The following is a 19176-nucleotide window of genomic DNA, read 5'->3' as shown; positions in this document are numbered from 1 at the left end:
GGAGTACTCACGTGACCGGCTTCTTCGGGCCGGGAGGCCCTCCGGACCCCGGGGACCAGTTCCCGCACATGGGTCCCGACGACCCCCGCGGCCCGGCGCACCGGATCGACCTGACCCGCCTGATGAGCGCGGGGTCCCGCGAGATCATGGCGGCCGCCGCACGCGAGGCGATGGAACGCGGGGACGCCGACCTGGACGCGACGCACATGCTGCTCGCCGCGGCCCGGCTCGACCCCACCCGGCAGTGGCTGACCAGGGCGGGGACGGACCCGGACACCGTGATCAAGGCGCTCGAGGAGAGCCTGCCGCACGGCCGGTCCGGTGGCCGGCCTCCCGTCCTGACGCCCGCGGCGAAGCGCGCGCTGCTCGACGGACACCAGATCTCGCGCTCGCTCGGCGCCACCTACATCGGCCCCGAGCACCTGCTGCTCGCCCTGGCCTCGAACGACGAGTCCGCGGCCGGACGGCTGCTCGCCGAGGCGCGGTTCACCCCCGCGGCGGCCACGCTGGGCCAGCCCGCTCAGGCCCCCGAACAGCAGGGTCCGAGCAGCACACCGACCCTGGACCAGTACGGCCAGGACCTCACGGCCGCCGCCCGCGACGGCCGTCTCGACCCCGTCATCGGCCGTGCGGACGAGATCGAGCAGACGATCGAGGTGCTGTCCCGGCGCACCAAGAACAACCCGGTGCTCGTCGGGGAGGCGGGTGTCGGCAAGACCGCCGTGGTCGAGGGCATCGCCCAGCGCATCGCCGACGGCGAGGTGCCGGACACCCTCAAGGACCGTCGCGTCGTCCAGCTCGACCTCTCGGGTGTCGTCGCCGGGACGCGGTACCGGGGCGACTTCGAGGAGCGCATGCGCTCGGTCATCGAGGAGGTCCGCGCGCACTCGGCGGAGCTCATCGTCTTCATCGACGAGCTGCACACCATGGTCGGCGCCGGGGGCGGTGGCAACGGCGGTGGTGGCAGCATGGACGCGGGCAACATGCTCAAGCCCGCCCTCGCCCGGGGCGAGCTGCACGTCATCGGCGCCACGACGGTCGACGAGTACCGCCGCCACATCGAGTCCGACGCCGCGCTCGCCCGTCGCTTCCAGCCCGTGCTGGTGCCGGAGCCGAGCGTCGAGGACGCGATCGCGATCCTCGGTGGCCTGCGCGACCGCTACGAGGCCCACCACCAGGTCCGCTACACCGAGGACGCGCTGCGGGCGGCGGCCGAGATGTCCGACCGGTACATCACCGAGCGGTTCCTGCCGGACAAGGCCATCGACCTCGTCGACCAGGCCGGGGCCCGGGTGCGGCTGCGCACGGGCACGCCGTCGACGGACCGCCGCGGCCTCGAACAGCGCCTCGAGCAGCTGATCCGGGACAAGGACCAGGCGGTCGCGGACGAGCAGTTCGAGCGCGCGGTGGAGCTGCGGGACGAGATCACGCAGGTCCGGGCCGAGCTGGTGGCGACCCGCGGGGGCCCGGGGAGCGTTCCGGAGGTGGGTGTCGAGGAGATCGCGGACGTCGTGGCCCGGTCCACCGGCATCCCCGTGTCGCAGCTGACCGAGACCGAGCGCGAACGCCTCCTGCGCCTGGAGGACGAGCTGCACAGGCGGGTCGTCGGGCAGGACGAGGCGGTGCACGCCGTCGCCGAGGCGATCCGGCTGTCCCGTGCGGGGCTGGCGGACCCGGACCGGCCGCTCGGCAGCTTCCTGTTCCTCGGGCCGACGGGGGTCGGCAAGACCGAGCTGGCGAAGGCGCTCGCCGTGGCGCTGTTCGGCGAGGAGGACCGGATGATCCGCCTCGACATGAGCGAGTACGGCGAGCGGCACACCGTCGCCCGGATGGTCGGGTCCCCGCCCGGCTACGTCGGCTACGGCGAGTCCGGCGAGCTGACCGAGGCCGTGCGCCGCCGTCCCTACTCGGTGCTGCTGCTCGACGAGATCGAGAAGGCCCATCCGGACGTGTTCAACACGTTGCTGCAGGTCCTCGACGACGGCCGGCTCACCGACGGGCAGGGCCGCACGGTGGACTTCCGCAACACCGTGATCATCATGACGTCCAACGTCGGCTCCGAGCTGATCACCAGTCGTGGCTCGACGCTCGGCTTCGGCTCCACCGCCGAGCGGCAGGCCGACGAGGGCGCGCGCGAGGACGCGGTACTGCGGGAACGCCTGCTGCCGCGGCTGCGCGAGGTGTTCCGGCCGGAGTTCCTCAACCGGATCGACGAGACGATCGTCTTCCGGCGCCTGGAGCCCGAGCAGCTGAGCACGATCACCGAGCTGCTGCTGGACGAGGTGCGGGCCCGGCTGGCCGCTCGGGACATCGAGCTGGACGTCACCCCGGACGCGATCTCGCTGCTGTCCGAGCGCGGCTACCAGCCGGAGTTCGGGGCCCGCCCGCTGCGCCGCACGATCCGCCGCGAGCTGGACAACCGGCTGGCGTCGCTCATGCTCTCGGGTGAGATCGAGAACGGCGGCGCGGTGCACGTCGACGTGCGGGACGGGGAGCTGGATCTGCAGGTCACCGGCAGCAGCTGACGTCGGCCGTGCGCGGTGAGCGGCGCCCCGCACCACCCACCGCGCACGAGCCGTCAGGCGGGTTCGGCGCCCGGGCCCCGGCCGGCACCCGTTCCGCTGTCGTCCGGGTCCAGATCCTGCTCCTCGGCAGGGGTCTCGGCGTCGTCCTCGTCCCGGACCTGGTCCACCGTGTGGCCGACGGCCCGTTCTTCCATCTCGTCGACGGTGTCCTCCAGGTGCCTCTTTGCGGGATCCTGGTCGGGATCGCGAGATGCGCCGGACGCGGACTCGTGGTCAGGTGTCGACTCGAACATGGCGCGGTGTGCCCGGCACTCCGCGCGATCAAACGCGAAGGGGGGTGGGCCGGTGCCCGAGGTACGCGTCATGGCACTGGGCGTCGACCCGCAGGGGTCACGGCCGCTGCTCGTCCTGCAGGAGACCGACGGCCGGGGGAGAGTGCTGCCGATCGCCGTCGGTATCCCCGAGGCGCAGGCCGTCGAGCTGGAACGCAGCGGCGCCCGGCCCGAACGCCCGCAGACCCACGCGTTGATCTGCAACGTCGTCGAGGCGCTGGGTCACCGGATCGAGGGGGTGCGGATCACCGAGATCCGGGACGGCATCTACCACGCCGAGCTGCGGCTCGACCGCGGCGTCACCGTGTCCTCGCGGCTCACCGACGCGGTCACACTGGCGCTGCACCTGGAGCTGCCGATCCTCGTGGAGGAGGACGTCCTCGCGGCGGGAGCCACCGAGCTCGCGGTGGTGAACGTCGAGGACGACCCGGACGAGGAGATCGCGGTCGACGAGTCCGGGGAGCCGGTCGTCGACCCGGACGAGGTCGAGGCGTTCCGGAAGTTCCTGGACCAGGCGTCGCCGGAGGACTTCGACAAACCGTCGTAGTCCCCGAACCGCGGACCCACGAGGCTACGTCCGCTTCGGCGCGCCCATCAGGGGTGCGGCCGGCGGGCGGCGGAGCACGACCGCGGCGATCCGGACCACCATCGAGTCCGCCAGCGCCGCGCCGATGCCCCACGGCCCGACCCAGCCCTCGGTCGCGACCGACCCGGACACCGACAGCACCGCGACCAGCACGAAGCAGGCGATCCCGAGCATCCCCACCACCGCGGCGCCGAGCACCAGCCCTGGGCTGTGCCTGCGCGCGATCATGACGGCCAGCGCGACCTCGGCCAGCGCGATCACCGCGGCGAGGACGGCCGGTACCGGTCCCGCGCCGAAGGTCGTGACCGCCAGCCCGGCCTGGACGACGGCCGCGATCGCGAGCAGCACGACGATCACCGTCGGGCGGGTCGCGGCGGTCGGCAGGGCCGCGGCGGCCGCGGAGAACGGGTCCGACAGGCGCCGGTTCCTCGGGGACGAGCGGTCGGGGCGCTGCGGCACGGGCACTCCTGGCGGGATCGATGGACTTCCCAGGGTAGGCGCGGGTCCCGTGGGCGTTCCTGTGGACCGGGCGCGGCTTCCGGCCGTCGAGCCTGGACCGGACGGAGCAACGCGGGCCCGTTCGTCGCCGTCGAACAGCGGTTGGGCGGGTCCGGCGGAGGGGGTTGCTCAGGTTGGCCGGCTTCCGGGAGCCGCCCGCCTACCGTTCTCGTGCACCACAGTCGAGGCGAGGAGCGGTCCGGAGATGACGCGCAGGAACCGGTCGTGGGCGGCCGCGCTGCTGACCGCCGCGGGCCTGACCGTGCTGTCGGCGTGCGCGAACGAGCCCGTCGCCCCGGCTGCGGCCCCTGCGGCCGCCACCAGCCATGACATGCCCGGCATGCAGGGGATGGAGGGCATGCAGGGGATGGAGGGCATGCACGGGATGGAGGGCATGCACCACGGCGGTGGGAGTGGGTCCGTCGAGCTCTGGGCCGTGCAGACCGGACCGCTCGGCACCGTCGTCACCGACGGCGGCGGGCACGTCCTGTTCCGCTCGGACTCGGACAGCGCGACGCCACCGACGTCCACCTGCACGGACGCCTGCGCGGTTTCCTGGGTCCCGATCCTGCTGCCGGCCGGGCAGACCCCCGGCCTGATGGGCGTCGACGACTCCGCGGTCGGCACGGTGACGCGCGCGGACGGCTCCGCGCAGCTCACGCTGAAGGGCTGGCCGCTCTACCGCAACGCCGCCGACGACGGCTCGTTGACGACCACCGCGGGCAACGGCACGGACGGCACCTGGTTCGCCGTCGCCCCGGACGGGAGCAAGGCGAAGCCCTGATGCAGGGCCACCCGCGTCCGGCGGACGCCCTGGACGTGGGGGATCATCGGGTGTCCTCGCCCTCACGACCGGAGGTGCTGCTCCCGTGTTCACGACCCGGCCCACCCTGCAGGGCACGTTCGGCATGGCCGCGTCGACGCACTGGCTCGCCTCCTCGACGGCCATGGCGGTCCTCGAGGACGACGGCAACGCGTTCGACGCCGCGGTGGCCGCGGGGTTCGTGCTGCAGGTCGTCGAACCGCATCTGAACGGGCCGGGTGGGGACCTGCCGATCATCCTGGCGCCGGCCGGGGGTCGGGTGCAGGTCCTCTGCGGGCAGGGTCCGGCGCCGGCCGGCGCGACGATCGCGCACTACACGGGCCTGGGCCTGGATCTCGTCCCCGGGACCGGGCCGCTCGCGGCGGCCGTGCCCGGCGCCGTCGAGGCGTGGCTGGTCCTGCTGCGGGACCACGGCACGAAGTCCCTCGCCGACGTCCTGAGGTACGCCATCGGGTACGCCGAGGACGGGCATCCGGCCGTCGAGCGGGTCGGGGCGGCGGTGTCCGCCGTGCGGGAGCTGTTCGAGACGGAGTGGACCACCTCCGCCGCCGTCTACCTGCCGGGCGGCGCACCGCCGAGGCCCGGGGCGCTGCTGCGCAACCCGGCCCTCGCGGCCACCTGGCGCCGGCTCCTCGCGGAGTCCGCGGGGGGAACCCGGGAAGCCGAGATCGACGCCGCCCGGCGGGTCTGGCGGGAGGGGTTCGTCGCCGAGCACCTCGCCGCGGCGGCGGCCCGGCCGACCATGGACACCTCCGGGGATCGACACGCGGGCACCCTCACGGTCGAGGACATGGCGGGGTTCGAAGCCGGCTACGAGGAGCCGGCGACCTTCACCTGGAACGGCTGGACGATCGCGAAGCCCGGGCTGTGGAGCCAGGGCCCGGTGTTCCTGCAGCAGCTCGCGCTCCTGCCCGGCGGCCTGGAGTACGGGACCCCGGAGTACGTGCACACGCTGGTCGAGGGGGCGAAGCTCGCGATGGCGGACCGCGAGGCCTGGTACGGCGACGACGCCCCCGTCCCGCTGGAGGCGCTGCTCGATCCCGCCTACAGCGCGGCGCGCCGCGCCCTGATCGGCGAGCACGCCTCGTACGAGCTGCAGCCCGGTAGCCCGGGCGGGCGGCAACCGCGGCTGAGCAAGCAGGCCCTCGCCGCGGCGAGCGGGGCGGTCACCGTGGCACCCGGAGCCGGTGCGGGGGAGCCGACCGTCGCCCGCGACGGCGCCACCCGGGGCGACACCTGCCACGTCGACGTCGTCGACCGGTGGGGCAACATGATCTCCGCGACGCCGAGCGGGGGCTGGCTGCAGTCCAACCCGGTCGTCCCCGAGCTGGGCTTCCCGCTCGGGACCCGGCTGCAGATGTCCTGGCTGGAGCCCGGCCTGCCGAACTCGCTGGCACCCCGCAAGCGCCCGCGGACCACACTCAGCCCCTCCCTCGCGCTCCGCGACGGCGAGCCGGTGATGGCGTTCGGGACGCCCGGCGGGGACCAGCAGGACCAGTGGACCCTGCACTTCCTGCTCGCCGTCGCCCTGCGCGAGCCGGTGCGCGGCGGGCCGGACCTGCAGGGCGCGATCGACGCGCCGAACTGGCACACGGAGAGCTTCCCCAGCTCGTTCTACCCGCGCGCGATGAGCGCGGGCGGCGTCGTCGTCGAGTCGCGGACCGGGGAGGTGGTGATCGACGAGCTGACCCGCCGCGGGCACGACGTCACCGTCGGCGGCCCCTGGTCCGAGGGCCGGATCAGCGCGGTCGCACGGGACCCGGAGACGAGGATCCTGTCGGCCGGCGCCAACCCCCGGGGGATGCAGGGTTACGCCGTCGGCAGGTAGACCTGCGCGACAGACCGGTGAGATGAATCGCCTCGGGTCTCGTGGCGGCCCAGAATGATCCAATCGCTGTTCTGGACTTGATCCAGTCCACCTTCTGTGTTGAGCTTGTCCCGTGCACAGCAGCAGCACGCAGATCGAACGTTCCCTCCGTGACGCCGCGCTGCGCGTCACCGCGCCCCGCAAGGCCGTGTTGGCGGCGGTGCACGACCACCCGCACGCCGATACCGAGACCCTGATCGCGGCGACCCGGGTGCAGCTCAGCTCGGTGTCGCACCAGGCCGTGTACGACGTGCTGCGCGTCCTCACCGATGCCGGCCTGGTCCGCCGCTTCCAGCCGGCGGGTTCGGTCGCCCGTTACGAGGCGCGGGTGGGCGACAACCACCACCACGTCGTCTGCCGTCTGTGCGGCGCGGTGGGCGACGTCGACTGCGCCGTCGGCGAGTCCCCCTGCCTGACCGCCGCCGACGACGCGGGCTTCCGGATCGACGAGGCCGAGGTCGTGTACTGGGGCCTCTGTCCCGCCTGCCAGTCCCCGCCGGGCCGCTGAGCCCACCCATCCACCAACCGACACACCACCAGGTCGCCGGTCCCACGGGACCGGCGTCCCCCTTCGAGGAAGGACCGACGTGCCCCCCGAGAGCGAGAACCCGGCCCTGGCCGACCCGAAGCCCCGCGACTCCTCCGCGAGCCCGCAGGGCACCGACAGCACCGCGAGCCGCAGCGAGAGCGAGAACCCGGCCCTCGCCGGTCCCAGCTTCCACCCGGAGGACCGGCCGCGGAGCAACCGCGACTGGTGGCCCAACCAGGTCGACCTCGGCGTCCTCAACAAGACCTCGCGCGACTCGGACCCCCTGGGCGACGACGACTTCGACTACAAGAGGGCCGTCTCCCAGCTTGACTTCGACGCGGTCAAGGCCGACATCGTCAAGGTCATGCGCACGTCGCAGGACTGGTGGCCCGCCGACTGGGGCCACTACGGCCCGCTGTTCATCCGCATGTCGTGGCACGCCGCAGGTACCTACCGCCAGCTCGACGGCCGCGGTGGCGCCGGCGACGGCGCCCAGCGCTTCGCCCCGCTCAACAGCTGGCCGGACAACGGCAACCTCGACAAGGCGCGCCGCCTGCTGCTGCCGGTCAAGCAGAAGTACGGCCGCAGCCTGTCCTGGGCCGACCTGCTGGTGCTCGCCGGCAACGTGGCCCACGAGGACATGGGCTTCGAGACCTTCGGGTTCGCCTTCGGCCGCGAGGACGTGTGGCAGCCCGAGGAGGTCTTCTGGGGTCCGGAGGACACCTGGCTCGGCGACGAGCGCTACAGCGGCGACACCCCGCTCGAGCTCGAGGGCGCCCTCGGCGCCGTCACCATGGGCCTGATCTACGTCAACCCGGAGGGCGCGAAGGGCGAGGCGGACCCGGTCGCGACGGCCCACGACATCCGCGTGACCTTCGGCCGGATGGCGATGAACGACGAGGAGACCGTCGCCCTCATCGCCGGCGGCCACACCTTCGGCAAGGCGCACGGCGCCGGGAACCCGGACCTCGTCGGCCCGGAGCCGGAGGGCTGCCCGGTGTTCTCCGGCGGCCTCGGCTGGAAGAACCAGAACGGCACCGGTAAGGGCGCCGACACCGTCACCAGCGGCCTCGAGGGCGCCTGGACCCCGAACCCCACGAAGTGGGACAACGGCTTCTGGGACATGCTGTTCGGCTTCGAGTGGGAGCTCACCCAGAGCCCGGCGGGCGCCAAGCAGTGGAAGCCCAAGGAGGCCGAGGGCCAGGAGCTCGTCCCCGACGCGCACATCGAGGGCAAGAAGAACCCGCCCATGATGGCGACGAGCGACCTCTCGCTGCTCGCCGACCCGGAGTACCGCAGGATCTCCGAGCGGTTCCGCGACAACCCCGAGGAGTTCGCCGAGGCCTACCGCCGGGCCTGGTTCAAGCTCCTGCACCGCGACATGGGCCCGGTGTCGCGCTACCTCGGCCCCTGGGTGCCGCAGGAGGAGCTGCTCTGGCAGGACCCGGTTCCGCCGGTCGAGCACGAGCTGCTGTCCGAGTCCGACGCCGCCGAGCTCAAGAAGCAGATCCTCGCCTCGGGCCTGACGGTCCCGCAGCTCGTGCACACCGCCTGGTCGGCCGCCGCGTCCTACCGCGGCACCGACAAGCGCGGCGGCGCGAACGGCGGCCGGCTGCGCCTCGAGCCGCAGGCGAGCTGGGCGGTCAACGCCGGCACGCAGGAGGTCATCGCGAAGCTCGAGGAGGTCCGCGCCGCGTTCGGCAAGCCCGTCTCGATCGCCGACACCATCGTGCTGGCCGGCTGCGCGGCCGTGGAGAAGGCCGCCGCGGACGCGGGGGTGGACGTCACCGTGCCGTTCAGCCCCGGCCGCACCGACGCCTCGCAGGAGCAGACCGACGTCGACACGTTCCAGTACCTCGAGCCGCGCGCCGACGGGTTCCGCAACTGGATCGAGCCGGACGTGAAGCTGGCGCCGGAGACGCTGCTCGTCGACCGCGCGTACATGCTCGAGCTCACCGCGAAGGAGCTGACCGTCCTGGTCGGTGGCCTGCGCGTGCTGGGCGCGAACACCGGCGGCACGCAGCACGGCGTCTTCACCGACCGCCCGGGCGTCCTGTCGCAGGACTTCTTCCGCAACCTGCTCGACCTCGGGGTCGAGTGGAGCACGTCGGTCGACGACGAGGGCGTCTACGAGGCGCGCGACGCCCAGGGCACCGTGGTGCGCACCGCCACCGCGGTCGACCTGGTCTTCGGCTCGAACTCGATCCTGCGCGGCATCGTCGAGGTGTACTCCGCCGACGACGCCAAGGAGAAGTTCGTCCGTGACTTCGTCAAGGCCTGGGACAAGGTCATGAACCTGGACCGGTTCGACCTGCGCTGACCCACCGTCCGACGACGCCCCGGTCCGCCGCCCCCCGCGGTGGGCCGGGGCGTCCGTCGCTGTGATGCGGACCGTGCTTCCGCGACGGGCCGGTCCAGGTGTGGTGCCCCATACCAGCGTGACCACGAGCACGAGCGCCGCCAGGCGGGCACGCGGCGCTACTGCGAGACTTCGGTCGTGAGTAGCGAGGAGTGGGTGCAGAACGCGATCTGGTGGCAGGTCTATCCGCTCGGCTTCACCGGGGCCGAGCAGCAGGGAGACCCCGACGGGCCCGTGCGGCAGCGGCTGGACCGGGTCGTCGAGTGGCTGGACTACGCCGTCGAGCTCGGGGCCTCCGGGATCGCGCTCGGGCCGATCTTCGCCTCACAGACCCACGGTTACGACACCGTCGACCACCTGCGCATCGACCCGCGTCTGGGCGACGCGGCCTCGTTCGCCCGGCTGGTCGAGGCGGCGCACGGGCGTGGCCTGAGGCTGCTGCTCGACGGAGTGTTCAACCACGTCGGGCGGGGCTTCCCGGCCTTCAGGCGGGTGCTGGAACAGGGGCCGTCGGCGCCGGAGTCGGACTGGTTCCGGCTCACCTGGCCGGACGGCGCGGGCCCGGGGACGGAGCCGGGCTACGGGGACTTCGAGGGCCACTCGGAGCTCGTCGCGCTCAACCACGACTCACCGGCCGTGGTGGACCACGTCGTCGAGGTCATGAACCACTGGCTCGACGCGGGCGCCGACGGCTGGCGGCTCGACGCGGCCTACGCGGTGCCCGAGGCGTTCTGGGCGCGGGTGTTGCCGCGGGTGCGGGAGAAGCACCCGGACGTCTACGTCGTCGGCGAGGTGATCCACGGCGACTACCCGGCCTTCGTGGAGGCGAGCGGCGTCGATGCCGTGACCCAGTACGAGCTGTGGAGTTCGATCCGGAACGCGCTCGCCGACGGGAACCTCTTCGAGCTGGACTGGAACCTGAAACGGCACAACGAGTTCCTCGAGACCTTCGTGCCGATGACGTTCGTCGGGAACCACGACGTCACCCGCCTCGCGAGTGCGCTGCCCGAGCAGCTGCTGCCGCACGCGCTGGCGGTGCTGTTCACCGTCGCCGGCACCCCGGCCGTCTACTACGGGGACGAGCAGGCCTACCGCGGCGTCAAGGAGGAACGCGCCGGCGGGGACGACCAGATCCGCCCCGAGTTCCCGGTCGACGGGCCGGAGTCGCTCTCCGAGCTCGGGATGCCAATCTTCTACGTGCACCAGGAGCTGATCGGGCTGCGCCGCCGCCACCCGTGGCTGCACACGGCCCGCACCACCGCCGTCGAGTTGCAGAACACCCGCGCCGTGCTCGAGAGCCGCAGCGCCGACGGCACCCGGCGGCTGCGCCTGGCCCTCAACCTCGACGAGCAGCCTGCCGAGCTTCCCGGTCCCGGGCGCGGCCGAGGTGCTGGCCGGGCCCGGCGGCCTGCACGAGGGGAAGGCCGGGCTCGGCCCGCACGGCTGGGTCGTCGTCGGGGACTGATCGGTTCACCGTGGGTGGTTGCCTCGGAACGGCCTCCGATCGCCGGACGGCGGATTCGGCCGTCCGTCGCTCCGGATGAGCCGCCCGTCGCAACGCGGTGGGGTCATCCGTCCACCCCGCGTCACCTGTTCGTGAGGTCATCGTTCTACCGAACGTGCACACGATCTTCCTCCGGACGCGTACCGGTGACCTCCGAACGGGGGGCCGGTAGATGGCGAGCCATTCCACGGTGCGGCCGGCCCCGCCGCACGACGCAGAGCAGGGCCGCCCGCGACGGGGGCGGGCGGCACTCGTCGGCTGGGCCGCGGCGGGTGTTGCCGCGGTCCTCGCGCTCGTCCTGGGTGCAGGGCTGCTGACCGGCGGGGGGTCGCCGGCGCCGGCGAACAGCCCCTCGGTAGGTGCCACCGCCGCCGTCGACGTCGCGTCGCTGCCGGAGAGCACCACCTTCACCACGATCGACGGTGCCCCGGCGGACCCGTCCCCGGGTGCGGCCACGGACGGCCGGGTCGTGCACCCGGTGACGGAGACCGTGGTCCACGACGCCCCGGGCGGCACGCCGATCGCCCGCATGCCCGCGACACAGATCGGCGACACCTGGCTCCCGGTGATCGGTGAGCAGAGCGGCTGGGTGCAGGTCCTGCTCCCGTCGCGGCCCAGCTCGTCGACGGGGTGGCTGCCGGCCGCGGACCTCGAGACCGCCGTCTCGCCCTACGTGATCGACGTGCACCTCGGGTCGATGACCCTCGAGCTGCTGCGCAACGGGCAGCGGGTCGACCGCTGGACGGTCGGCATCGGCAAGGCCTCGGCCCCCACGCCGACCGGACGCACCTTCCTGCTCGGCGCGTTCAGCGACGCGAAGCAGAAGTACTCCCCGGTGATCCTGCCGCTGGGCACGCACAGCCCCACGCACGACACCTTCGGTGGCGGCCCGGGCACCGTCGCCATCCACACCTGGCCGACCGCCGACGTGTTCGGCACCGCCACGAGCGACGGCTGCATCCGGGTGCCGGCCGACGCCCTCACCACCCTCACGAGCGTGCCGCTCGGCACCCTCGTCCGGATCGACGAAGCATGAAGGAGACCAGTCGCGTGAAGACCTCGAAGTGGGCGGGTGCGGGAGCGGCCGCGGTCGGCGCGGCCACCACCGCGGCGGTGCTGCTCCTGGGGACCGCAACGGCCTCGGCAGCGGACGGCCCCCGGCCGTCGAACGCGTTCGGGATCAAGGTGGACAGCCCCGTCGCGAGCCTTCCCGCCGTGCCGTACGTCGAGTACGACGGTGAGAAGGCGTCCGACGAGCTGGTCGGCACCGACGGGAGCCTCAAGGACGCCCCGTTCTCCGTCCGGCTCGTGACCGCGGAGGCGGACGAGCACTCCGCGGAGAAGCTCGGTGGCGGACCTGGAGGTCGGCGGCCTGCTCAAGGCCAAGCTCCTGCGCACCTGGTGCGAGGACGGGGACGGCGGCCTGCAGATCGTCGACGGATCGGTGCTCGGCGTCGCGCTGCCGGAGACGCCCGCGCCGAGCCTCGTCATTCCCGCCTCACCGCTGCTGAAGCTCACGCTGAACCAGCGCGACGAGCACCGCGACGGCACGTCGACCTACACCGGGCTGACGCTGGACCTGGTCACCGCGGGCAAGGACCCGAAGGCCGCGCTCGACGAGAAGACCCGGGGTGCGCTCCCGGACCTCGCCGGCGCGCTGCACCTGCCGAAGCTGGCCGACGCGAAGACGGTCGAGGACCTGACGGCGCTCCTGCCGGCCGGCGGCTCGGTGCTGTCGCTCACCGTCGGCTCCGCGACCTGCGGCCCGGCCGACGAGAAGACCGAGCCCACTCGGATCCCGGAGCCCGCCACCGGTCACCCGGAGGCGCCGAAGCCGGCGGTGACCGAGTACAGCCTGCCCGTCACCGGCTGACCGCACCCGCCCGACCGGACGCCGGGGCACCCTTCCGGGGTGCGCCGGCGTCCGGTCGTTCGGGGCACCTGCCGGGCCGGGCGCCGCCGGCCGTTAACGGCGCGGGGTGCCCTTGACGAGTCAAGAACCGTGACCCAGGCCGAGCCGCCTCGCCGCGACCCGTCGAAGGACCGCGACCCGTCGAGGAGCGCCCGCCTGCCGCGGCGCACCACCGACCGGGTCGAGGAGGTCGTGGCCCTGGTCGTGATCCTGCTCGGGATGGCCGCCGCGGTGGCGTCCGTCGTGCTGGGGGTCGGGACGCACGGCGCGCTCCTCGAGCGCGTCGAGTACGAGGCCGCGCACCGCAGCGTCGTGACCGCGGTGCTGACCGCGGACCCGCCCCCGGCCTCCGCGGACCGCCCGGCCGGCGCCGCGCGTGCCCCCGCTCCCGCCCGATGGACCGACGCGAGCGGGCGTGAGCACACCGGCCTCGTCCCCGCGCCGGACGGCGCCCGCGCCGGGAGCGGCGTGGAGCTCTGGATCGGCGAGGACGGCGAGCCGGCCGGGCGCCCGATGAGCGCCGACGAGGCGACGCTGGTGGGCTGGTCCGCCGGCGTCCTGGCGCTGCTCTGCGGGCTCGGCCTGCTGCGGGTGCTGTGGGGCGCGACGGTCCGGTGCACCGCATCGGCGAACGACCGGAACTGGACCCGGGAGTGGGAACGGGTCGAGCCACGGTGGTCCGGACGCCGCGGGCACGGCGCCGACCGCTGACGAGGGTCTGTCCTGCGGATCTCCAGCCGGCATGTCTCCGCAGGACAGACCCTAGTAGCTGCGGGGGAGCCCCAGTCCCTGCGTCGCGATGTGTGCGAGCACCAGCTCCTCGGCCACGGGGATGTTCTTCGCGATCCGCGCGTCCCGATGCAGCCGCGCCACCGGGTACTCCTCCGAGTAGGCCATCCCGCCGAACGTCTGGAACGCCCGGTCCGCGGCGTCCCACGCGGCGTTGGCCGCCGTCAGCTTCGCGATGTTGGCCTCGTGCCCGGACGGCTCCCCGCGGTCCCACAGCCACGCCGCCTTGTGCGCCATCAGCCGGGCCAGCTCCGTCTGGGCCTTGACCTGCGCCAAGGGGAAGGCGACGGCCTGGTTGGCGCCGATCGGCCGGTCGAAGACGGTGCGTTCCCGGGCGTAGTCCACGGCGATCCGCAGCGCGAGGTCCGCGGCGCCGACCGCGCTGGCCGAGGCGAGGATCCGTTCCGGGTTGAGGATGTCCCACAGCACGGCGAAGCCCGCGCCGGGCTCGCCGAGGACGCGGTGGGCCGGGACCCGCACGTCGTCGAAGTGCACGGTGTTGGACTGGACGATCCGGCTCCCGGCCTTCGGGATCGGGGTGAACTCCAGCGTCCCGGCGGCCTGCGCCTCCTTGACGTCGACGAGCAGGACGGAGAAGCCGCGGGTGCGCCCGCCCGCCTCCGCGGCGGGCGTGGTCCGGCAGACGACGAGCATCCAGTCCGCCCGCTGCACCCCGGAGATCCAGATCTTCTGCCCCCGGAGCAGGAAGTCCTCGCCGTCCCGCCGCGCGCTGGTGCTGATCGCGAGGGCGTTGCTGCCGGCGTCCGGCTCGGTGAGGGCGAAGCAGGTCTGCGTGGTGCCCGCCGCGATCCCCGGCAGCAGCTCGCGACGCTGCTCGTCCGTCCCGTGCCGGGTGAGGGTGACGCCGCCGAACCCGGGCGTGAGCAGGTACAGGAACGCCCCGGCGCTGCCCGCGCCGCTCGCGGACAGCTCCTCCTGCGCGACGGCGAGCTCCAGCAGGCCGAGGCCGGCGCCGCCGTACTCCTCGGGAACCGCGAGGCCGAGCCAGCCGCCGGCACCGAGCTCGGCCCACAGCTCCTCGGGCCAGCGGTGCTCCGCGTCGCAGCGGGACCAGTAGTCCAGGCCGAACTTGGAACAGAGCTCGCGCATCCCGTCCCGGACGGCGACGGCCTGCTCGGAGAGGGCGAAGTCCATGGCGCCATCTTCACACCCCCCTCAGGTGTCCGGCAGGATCGGCACGCTGATCCCGGGGTCGTGGCCGAGCCGGGCCGCCCGGGTGACGGCCTCGCCGCCGAACCGGGCCCGCAGCGCGTCGAGCGTGGTGTCCAGGGCGGGCCCGCTCTGCTGGTCGAACGGGAGGGCGAGCTGCACCCCGTCGTCCGGGGCGAGCTCGGCGAGCGAGACGCCGAGCAGGGTGAGACCGCGGTCCAGGACGGTGCTCAGCACGCCGCGCAGCAGCGAGCGGGCGGCCTCCAGCAACGTCCCGGTGTGCGCGGTCGCCTGCTGCAGGGTGTGCGAGCGGGTGGCTCGGGTGAAGTCCCCGAACCGAAGCCGCAGCACCACCGTGCGGCAGACCTTGTTCCCGCCGCGCAGCCGCCGGCCGAGCCGGTCCACGATCCCGGCGAGGATCGTGTCGATCTCCACCGGGGACCGTGCCCGGCGCCCGAGCGCGCGCTGCGAGCCGATCGACCGGCGCCGGTGGGTGGTGTCGACGGCGCGCAGGTCCAGGTTGTGCGCGAGCGCGTGCAGGTGCCGGCCCGAACCGCGACCCAGGATCGAGACGAGGGTGGCCTCGCCCAGCCCCGCCACGTCGCCGACGGTCCGGATGCCGAGGGCGTGCAGCTTGGCCGCGGTGACCCTGCCGACGCCCCAGAGCCGTTCGACCGGCAGCGGATGCAGGAACGCGAGCTCCCGTTCGGGTGGGACGAGCAGCAGCCCGTCCGGCTTGGCCACGCCGCTGGCCACCTTCGCGAGAAACTTGGTGCGCGCGACCCCGACGGTGATCGGCAGGCCGACCCGCTCGGCGACCTCCCGGCGCAGCCGCGCGGCGATGTCCACGGGCGCCCCCGCGATCTTCCGCAAGCCGCCGACCTCCAGGAACGCCTCATCGATCGAGATGCCCTCCACCAGCGGCGTCGTGTCCCGGAAGACCGCGAACACCGCCCTGCTCGCCGCCGAGTACGCCTCCATCCGCGGCGGCACGACGACCGCGCCGGGGCACAGCGCCCGGGCCTGCCGCCCGCCCATCGCGGTGCGGACGCCGCACGCCTTGGCCTCGTAGCTCGCCGCCAGCACCACCCCGCCGCCGACGATCACCGGCCGGCCCCGCAGCCGGGGCGCGTCACGCTGCTCCACCGACGCGTAGAACGCGTCGAGGTCCGCGTGCAGGATCGTCGCGTGCTGCTCGGCCGGGTCGTCGGACACGAACATATGTTCGCATCGGCACCGGTGTTTCGGGTAGTCCTGCGTCCGCCGTCCACCGCGAGCGGAGGCCGGGGGTCCCGCGCCGGGCGGTCCCACGGGACGGGGCGCCGCTCGCCCTGGGTGATCATCTGCGGGACGCGGGGAGCCCCGTTCGGCCCTGCCGGGTCCCTCGATGGGCCGGACGTCCGGGCTTTCGCGGTTCGGAGAGCCGATCTTCGAGCACTCCGTTGACGTCAGCTCAACGACCCACGAAGCAGGAGGACGCGAGATGATCACGGAGACGATGACCCGGGACCTGATCGGCCGCCAGGCCTACGACCGGGACGGGGAGAAGGTCGGCAAGATCGGTCAGGTCTACGTCGACGAGAACAGCGGTGCGCCGACCTGGGCGACCGTCCACACCGGCCTCTTCGGCACGAAGGAGAGCTTCGTCCCGCTGGACGGCGCGGACGTCAAGGGCGGGGACGTCGCGCTGGGCGTGCGGAAGGCGAAGGTGAAGGACGCGCCGCACGTCGGCGCGGACGCGGACCACCTGAGCGGCCGCGAGGAGTCCGAGCTGCGCCGCCACTACGGCCGCCCGGCCACGGGCGGTACGGACGTGGACCGGGACACGACCGGTCGCGCGCGCGGCGCGGACGACTCCATGACGCGCTCCGAGGAGCGGCTGCGGGTCGGTACCGAGTCCGAGGAGACGGGACGGGTGCGGCTGCGCAAGTACGTCGTCACCGAGGAGCAGCAGGTCACCGTCCCGGTGAGCCACGAGGAGGTCCGCCTCGAGCGCGAGCCCGTCACCGAGGGGGCGCACGCCGGGCGCGGAAAGATCGAGGAGGAGACGCACGAGGTCACCCTGCACGCGGAGAAGCCGGTGGTCGACAAGACGACCGAGGCCGTCGAGACGGTCCGGCTCGGCACCCGCACCGTGACCGAGGACGAGACGGTGTCCGGCACGGTCCGCAAGGAGCAGGTCGAGGTCGACGACCCGCAGCACCAGCTGCGGGGTCGCGACACGCACTGAGCGGCACCTGTCACCCCCCACGCGTCGCCGGGCCTCACCCGAGGCCCGGCGACGCGGGTGTTCACCCCGGCGTCTCGCGCGCGGACCCGCGGCCGTCGCTGGCCTCGGGCACCTCGGGCAGGTCCGGCCGCGGCTCGTCGTGGGTCCACTCGTCGAGGAGGACGTGCGGGTCCCGGCCCTGGATCTCGGCCAGGACCGTCATCAGCTCCGCGACGTCCGCGGCCAGCACCTCCGCGAGGTCCCGCACCGCCTCCGGCCCGAACCGCTCCCCGAGGTACCCGACGACGGCGCGCACCGCCTGCCCGTCGGCCGGGTCCGCGAGCAGGGGGCGCACTGCATCGGCGGCGGCCTGGTCGAGGACTTCGGCGTAGGGGTCGTGGGGCTCGCGGTCACGCACGGTCGCCAGCGTCGCCCATCCGGGGCAGCGGCGACACCGGAGGTCGCCGGTCGGGCCGAACGGGGGCCGAGCGGTGGCGGTCGCGCGGTCGGCGCGCGGACCCGCCGCCGAGCCCGCGGCGTCGACCGGCCCGGCCCCGGCGAACAGTTCGATCCCGAGCGACCCGCCGTCGACGGCCCAGGTCCGGAGCACCGTCCGGTCCGCGAGCGCGCCGGCCACGTCGGCGGTCGCCCGAGGAGCCGGCACGCGACCGCCTGCTCGGGCCGACGACGCCACCTGGGCCTGCACCGCGGCGGCCGCCGGACGACGTCCGCGGTGCCGCCGCCGCGCCGGGCCGCCATGAGGAAGCGAGGACCGGCCGGCCCGACGGCCCGTGACCGGGGAGGGGTCGTCGGGCCGGGGCTCAGCTGCCGGAGTCGTCCGATGTCGGCCCGCCGAGCTCACCGGACAGGTGCTTCATGACCCCGTTCGGCCCGTCGACCTCGGGCACCTTGCGCAGCGCCTCGACGAGATCCTTGTCGGCCCCGTTGCGTTCGGCGAGCTTGGCGAGCTCGTCGCCCTTCATCGGATAGTCCGCACCCTTGAGTGCCTTCTGTACCTCGGTCACCTGGAATCCCATGGCGTGCGGCTACCCCGCGAGGCGGTGGTCAACCCGGGATCCGGGCCGTCGGGTCACCCGGCTGCGACCCCGGTGGAGTCCCTGACGTGCAGCGGGGTCGGAAGCACCGCCCGGCCGGGCGCGCAGGTCCCCAGCAGCATGTCGATCAGCATCCGGCCGGCCTGCTCGGCGGGGTTGGTGACCGTGGTCAGCGGCGGGTGGCAGAAGTCCGAGCCGAAGATGTCGTCGAAACCGACGACGCTGATCCGGCCCGGCACGTCCACGCCGCGGCGCTCGAGCCGCTGCAGGACCCCGATGGCGAGCAGGTCGTTGAACGCGACGAACGCCGTCGCCCCGCTGCCGAGGCCGACGTCCGCGGCGGCGGCCCCGCCGTCGAGAGTGGGGGAGAAGGGGCCGAGCCGCGTGATCTCGACACCGGCGCGGGCCGCGTCCGCGGACAGGGACCGCCAGCGCTCGGCGTCCATCCACGCGCTGGCCGGGCCGCCGAGGTAGGCGAGGCGGCGGTGGCCGAGCGCGACGAGGTGCTCGACGACCTGCCGGCTCCCGTCGAGGGAGTCCAGGACGACGCTGGGGAAGTCCTCCAGCTCGCGGTTGAACAGCACGACCGGATGCCGCCTGCGGAGCTCGCGCAGCTCGTCGTCGGGCAGCCGGCTCGAGATCAGGACGAACCCGTCGACCGCCGAGGCGAGCCGGTCGGCGTGGGCGGACTCGCGTTCGGGGCTCTCCTGGGTGTCCCCGAGGACGAGGGTGTAGCCGGCGGCGCCCGCCTGGGCCTCCGCTCCCCGGACCAGGCCGAAGTTGTGCGGGTTGGTGATGTCCGGGACGAGCAGGGCGAGGATCCGGGTGCGCCCCGAGGGCAGCGCCTGCGCGATCCGGTTGGGCCGGTAGCCCAGCCGCGTGGCGACCGCCCGGACGTGCTCGCGGGTGCGGGCGCTCACCCGGTCCGGGTTCGAGAGCGCGCGCGACACCGTCGACACGGCGACCCCGGCCTCCCGCGCGACGTCGTGCAGGGTCACCGCTCGGAACTGGTCCACGC

General features: G+C 73.8%; 18 protein-coding genes. 11 read left to right on the top strand and 7 right to left on the bottom strand.

The window, feature by feature from the left end:
- Positions 1-11: 11 nt before the first annotated feature.
- On the top strand, positions 12-2525 hold the full coding sequence (locus WBK50_RS19060) for an ATP-dependent Clp protease ATP-binding subunit (RefSeq protein WP_445942281.1): 2514 nt from the start codon (positions 12-14) through the stop codon (positions 2523-2525).
- Positions 2526-2578: 53 nt separating this feature from the next.
- Here WBK50_RS19060 and WBK50_RS19055 read toward each other — a convergent pair whose 3' ends face one another.
- Entirely contained in the window at positions 2579-2719 is a 141-nt protein-coding gene (locus WBK50_RS19055; RefSeq protein WP_341336912.1) for a hypothetical protein, read from the bottom strand.
- Positions 2720-2870: 151 nt separating this feature from the next.
- On the opposite strand from WBK50_RS19055, the gene WBK50_RS19050 reads away from it, so the two are divergent.
- A complete protein-coding gene (locus WBK50_RS19050) occupies positions 2871-3404 on the top strand; it encodes a bifunctional nuclease family protein (RefSeq protein ID WP_341336911.1) in 534 nt (177 codons plus the stop codon).
- A gap of 24 nt (positions 3405-3428) precedes the next feature.
- Here the strand turns inward: WBK50_RS19050 and WBK50_RS19045 are convergent, their stop codons facing one another.
- Positions 3429-3902, bottom strand: a complete 474-nt coding sequence (locus WBK50_RS19045) for a hypothetical protein (RefSeq protein ID WP_341336910.1) — start codon at positions 3900-3902, stop codon at positions 3429-3431.
- Positions 3903-4146: 244 nt separating this feature from the next.
- On the opposite strand from WBK50_RS19045, the gene WBK50_RS19040 reads away from it, so the two are divergent.
- The 8 genes from WBK50_RS19040 (at position 4147) to WBK50_RS19005 (ending at position 13646) form a co-directional block, all read left to right on the top strand.
- Positions 4147-4725 carry a hypothetical protein gene (locus WBK50_RS19040; RefSeq protein ID WP_341336909.1) on the top strand — a complete coding sequence of 193 codons (579 nt, stop codon included), beginning with the start codon at positions 4147-4149 and terminating at the stop codon, positions 4723-4725.
- 85 nt (positions 4726-4810) lie between these two features.
- Positions 4811-6592 (top strand): gamma-glutamyltransferase family protein, encoded by a 1782-nt coding sequence (locus WBK50_RS19035; protein WP_341336908.1) that lies wholly within the window; start codon positions 4811-4813, stop codon positions 6590-6592.
- 112 nt (positions 6593-6704) lie between these two features.
- Positions 6705-7139, top strand: coding sequence for a Fur family transcriptional regulator (locus WBK50_RS19030; protein ID WP_341336907.1), 435 nt, complete (start codon positions 6705-6707; stop codon positions 7137-7139).
- A 79-nt stretch (positions 7140-7218) separates the two neighbouring features.
- Positions 7219-9480: a catalase/peroxidase HPI gene (gene katG / locus WBK50_RS19025; protein ID WP_341336906.1), complete on the top strand. Its 2262-nt coding sequence runs from the start codon at positions 7219-7221 to the stop codon at positions 9478-9480.
- Between the two features lie 177 nt (positions 9481-9657).
- Positions 9658-11340: an alpha-amylase family protein gene (locus WBK50_RS19020; protein ID WP_341336905.1), complete on the top strand. Its 1683-nt coding sequence runs from the start codon at positions 9658-9660 to the stop codon at positions 11338-11340.
- The gene (locus WBK50_RS19015; RefSeq protein ID WP_341339439.1) at positions 11322-12059 is read left to right on the top strand and encodes a L,D-transpeptidase; all 738 of its coding nucleotides are present in this window, start codon (positions 11322-11324) and stop codon (positions 12057-12059) included. The genes WBK50_RS19020 and WBK50_RS19015 overlap by 19 nt, the downstream gene beginning before the upstream one ends.
- A 312-nt stretch (positions 12060-12371) precedes the next feature.
- Positions 12372-12896, top strand: a complete 525-nt coding sequence (locus WBK50_RS19010) for a hypothetical protein (RefSeq protein WP_341336903.1) — start codon at positions 12372-12374, stop codon at positions 12894-12896.
- A 129-nt stretch (positions 12897-13025) separates the two neighbouring features.
- Positions 13026-13646, top strand: coding sequence for an Rv1733c family protein (locus WBK50_RS19005; protein WP_341336902.1), 621 nt, complete (start codon positions 13026-13028; stop codon positions 13644-13646).
- A gap of 51 nt (positions 13647-13697) precedes the next feature.
- Here WBK50_RS19005 and WBK50_RS19000 read toward each other — a convergent pair whose 3' ends face one another.
- Both WBK50_RS19000 and dinB read right to left on the bottom strand, forming a co-directional pair.
- The gene (locus WBK50_RS19000) at positions 13698-14879 is read right to left on the bottom strand and encodes an acyl-CoA dehydrogenase family protein (RefSeq protein WP_341336901.1); all 1182 of its coding nucleotides are present in this window, start codon (positions 14877-14879) and stop codon (positions 13698-13700) included.
- A gap of 21 nt (positions 14880-14900) precedes the next feature.
- Complete coding sequence (gene dinB, locus WBK50_RS18995; protein ID WP_341336900.1) at positions 14901-16115, bottom strand: DNA polymerase IV; 1215 nt, start codon at positions 16113-16115, stop codon at positions 14901-14903.
- Between the two features lie 262 nt (positions 16116-16377).
- On the opposite strand from dinB, the gene WBK50_RS18990 reads away from it, so the two are divergent.
- Positions 16378-17124, top strand: a complete 747-nt coding sequence (locus WBK50_RS18990) for a PRC and DUF2382 domain-containing protein (protein WP_341336899.1) — start codon at positions 16378-16380, stop codon at positions 17122-17124.
- 61 nt (positions 17125-17185) lie between these two features.
- Here WBK50_RS18990 and WBK50_RS18985 read toward each other — a convergent pair whose 3' ends face one another.
- The 3 genes from WBK50_RS18985 to WBK50_RS18975 all read right to left on the bottom strand — a co-directional run bounded on the left by WBK50_RS18985 (position 17186) and on the right by WBK50_RS18975 (position 19174).
- Positions 17186-17767 carry a hypothetical protein gene (locus WBK50_RS18985; RefSeq protein ID WP_341336898.1) on the bottom strand — a complete coding sequence of 194 codons (582 nt, stop codon included), beginning with the start codon at positions 17765-17767 and terminating at the stop codon, positions 17186-17188.
- A gap of 157 nt (positions 17768-17924) precedes the next feature.
- Positions 17925-18140, bottom strand: coding sequence for a DUF2795 domain-containing protein (locus tag WBK50_RS18980; protein WP_341336897.1), 216 nt, complete (start codon positions 18138-18140; stop codon positions 17925-17927).
- 53 nt (positions 18141-18193) lie between these two features.
- Positions 18194-19174, bottom strand: a complete 981-nt coding sequence (locus WBK50_RS18975; RefSeq protein ID WP_341336896.1) for a LacI family DNA-binding transcriptional regulator — start codon at positions 19172-19174, stop codon at positions 18194-18196.
- Between the last annotated feature and the right edge of the window lie 2 nt (positions 19175-19176).

It is taken from the genome of Pseudonocardia sp. T1-2H, assembly GCF_038039215.1.
Taxonomy (GTDB): Bacteria; Actinomycetota; Actinomycetes; order Mycobacteriales; family Pseudonocardiaceae; genus Pseudonocardia.
This window is presented reverse-complemented; position numbering and strand designations above follow the sequence as displayed.